Genomic DNA, 2,498 nt, shown 5'->3' with positions numbered 1-2,498 from the left:
CTCGGCCCGGCTCATCCGCGCGCCGTGGCGCCGCCCGCTGGCCAGCAGGCCGAAGGCGACATTCTCCCAGACCGGCAGGCTGTCGAACAGCGCCGCGTTCTGGAACAGCATGCCGATCCGCTCGATCACCGCCTCGCGCCGCCGCGCCGACAGCGGCACCACGTCCACCCCGTCGATCTCGATCGACCCCGCGTCGGGGGTGATCAGCCCCAGGATACAGCGCAGCAGCACCGACTTGCCGCTGCCCGACCCGCCGATCACCACCATCGACGTGCCGGGCATGACATCCAGGTCGATGCCGTCCAGCACGATCTTCGGGCCGAACGCCTTGCACAGGCCGCGAATGCGGATCTTGGGAATGTCGGGCGTCATTGCGAAAAGAACACGTCGGTCAGAAGATAATCGGACGCCAGCAGCAGGATCGACGCCGCGACCACCGCCGCCGTGGTGGCGGCCCCCACGCCCTCGGCCCCGCCCCGGCTGTTATAGCCATGGTAACAGCCCATCAGCGCGATCAGGAACCCGAACACCCCCGCCTTCACCAGCCCCACCGTCACGTCGATCGGCTTCACGGCGGCAAAGGTCGCGGCGATATAGACGGGGGCCGAAAAATCCAGCTTGGCGATCGACACCGTAAAGCCGCCCAGCACGCCCAGTATGTCCGCCACCACCACCAGGCACGGCAGCGCCAGCGTCCCGGCCAGCAGGCGCGGCGTCACCAGGTATTTCATCGGGTTGGTCGACAGGGTGCGCAGCGCGTCGATCTGGTCGGTCACCCGCATGGTGCCGATCTCGGCCGCCATCGCGGCCCCGACACGCCCCGCGACCATCAGCCCGGCCAGCACCGGCCCCAGCTCGCGCGTCACCGACAGCACCACGATGCCGGCGATCGCGCTCTGCACATGGTACTGGGCAAAGCCGGTATAGGATTGCAGCGCGATCACCCCGCCCGAAAACAGCGCCGTCAGCGCCACCACCGGCAGCGAGAAGAAGCCGATCTCCACCAGCGACCCCAGGAAGATCCGCCAGTAGAAGGGCGGACGCACCAGGTGCGACAGCGCCGCGGCCCCGAACAGCGTCAACGCCCCGGCCGTCCGGACCAGGTTCAGGGCGGCGCGCCCAAGGGCGGCGATGAAATCGAACAGGGCGTTCATGCGGAATACCGCGCGCAGGCCGCAGGGGCCGATCCGGCAGGTCGTCGCCAGTGCGCATGTTCGGTCAGGCTGTCAGACATGGCCCTGCCGTAGCGCGGCTTGGCCGGCGCGTCAAAATACGGAATGTCACACCAAAAAAAAACGGCGCCGTAAAGCGCCGCGTAGTTTAGGGAGGAAACGTCCATGAAGCGCGCATAACGCCACTTCATGCGCCATTATTGCCGGGCCGGACCGCGCCGAGTCAAGAAAATTGTGCACTGCAAAATCAACAAAATGCCCTATCCGGGGGCCGTGGTTCCAGGGTTCCAGGTTCCGGGGGCCGCGCGCCGGACCGCACATGGCCTCTGGCCAAGCCGCCCCCGCCGAAGCATAGTCCGCCCACGCGTCGAACATCCATGACGGACAAGGAGGGGATGCCATGCGCATTGCAATGATCGGCGGCGGCTATGTCGGCCTTGTCTCGGCGGCGTGCTTTGCCGAATTCGGCAACCAGGTCTCGGTGGTGGAAATCGACCCCGACCGCCTGGCCGCCCTGCGCACCGGGCGCATCCCCATCTACGAACCCGGGCTCGATACGCTGGTGGCCGACAATGCCCGCGCCGGCCGCCTGTCCTTCGGGTCCGATATCGCCGACGCCGTCACGGGGGCCGAGGCGATCTTCATCGCCGTCGGCACCCCGCCCCGCAACGGGGACGGCCAGGCCGACCTGACCTATGTGCACCAGGCCGCGCGCCAGATCGCCCGGGCGATGGGCGACTATGCGGTCATCGTCACCAAATCGACGGTCCCGGTCGGCACCAGCCGCCGCATCGCCGAAATCGTGCGCGAGACCCGGCCCGACCTCGATTTCGACGTCGCCTCCAACCCCGAATTCCTGCGCGAAGGCAGCGCGATCGGCGATTTCATGCGCCCCGACCGCGTGATCGTCGGCCTCGACCAGACGGCGCCTGACGGCGGCGCCCGCGCCCGCGCGGTGCTCTCGGCGCTCTACCGCCCCCTCTATCTCATCGAGGCCCCGGTCCTGTTCATGGCGCTGGAAACCGCCGAACTGACCAAATACGCCTCCAACTCCTTCCTGGCGATGAAGATCTCCTTCATCAACGAAATGGCCGACCTGTGCGACAAGGTGGGCGCCAACGTCCACGATTTGTCGCGCGGCATGGGGCTGGACGGGCGCATCGGCCGCAAATTCCTCCATCCCGGCCCCGGCTATGGCGGCTCCTGCTTCCCCAAGGACACGCTGGCGCTCACCCGCATCGCCCAGGAAGCCGGCGCCCCGACCCGGCTGATCGAGGCCACGGTGGGCGTCAACGACGCGCGCAAGGTCGCCATGGCCGGCCGCAT

General features: G+C 67.9%; 4 protein-coding genes. 1 reads left to right on the top strand and 3 read right to left on the bottom strand.

Annotated features, from left to right (window positions below; genetic code table 11):
• From HUK84_RS14875 to HUK84_RS14865, 3 genes are all read right to left on the bottom strand, one after another.
• Positions 1 to 372 (bottom strand): ATP-binding cassette domain-containing protein (locus HUK84_RS14875; RefSeq protein WP_176640981.1); only part of this gene is annotated, 372 nt, incomplete at its 3' end.
• Positions 369 to 1,154, bottom strand: coding sequence for an MlaE family ABC transporter permease (locus tag HUK84_RS14870; RefSeq protein ID WP_176640980.1), 786 nt, complete (start codon positions 1,152 to 1,154; stop codon positions 369 to 371). The genes HUK84_RS14875 and HUK84_RS14870, both read right to left, overlap by 4 nt.
• Positions 1,151 to 1,363, bottom strand: coding sequence for a hypothetical protein (locus HUK84_RS14865; RefSeq protein ID WP_176640979.1), 213 nt, complete (start codon positions 1,361 to 1,363; stop codon positions 1,151 to 1,153). Before HUK84_RS14865 ends, HUK84_RS14870 begins: the two co-directional genes overlap by 4 nt.
• A gap of 209 nt (positions 1,364 to 1,572) precedes the next feature.
• Here HUK84_RS14865 and HUK84_RS14860 point away from each other — a divergent pair.
• The coding region (locus tag HUK84_RS14860; RefSeq protein WP_176640978.1) for a UDP-glucose dehydrogenase family protein at positions 1,573 to 2,498 on the top strand (926 nt) is incomplete at its 3' end.

The organism is Nguyenibacter vanlangensis (assembly GCF_013376155.1).
Taxonomy (GTDB): domain Bacteria; phylum Pseudomonadota; class Alphaproteobacteria; order Acetobacterales; family Acetobacteraceae; genus Gluconacetobacter; species Gluconacetobacter vanlangensis.
The sequence above is the reverse complement of the archived record's forward strand: the minus strand, read 5'-3'. Positions and strand labels throughout refer to the sequence as shown.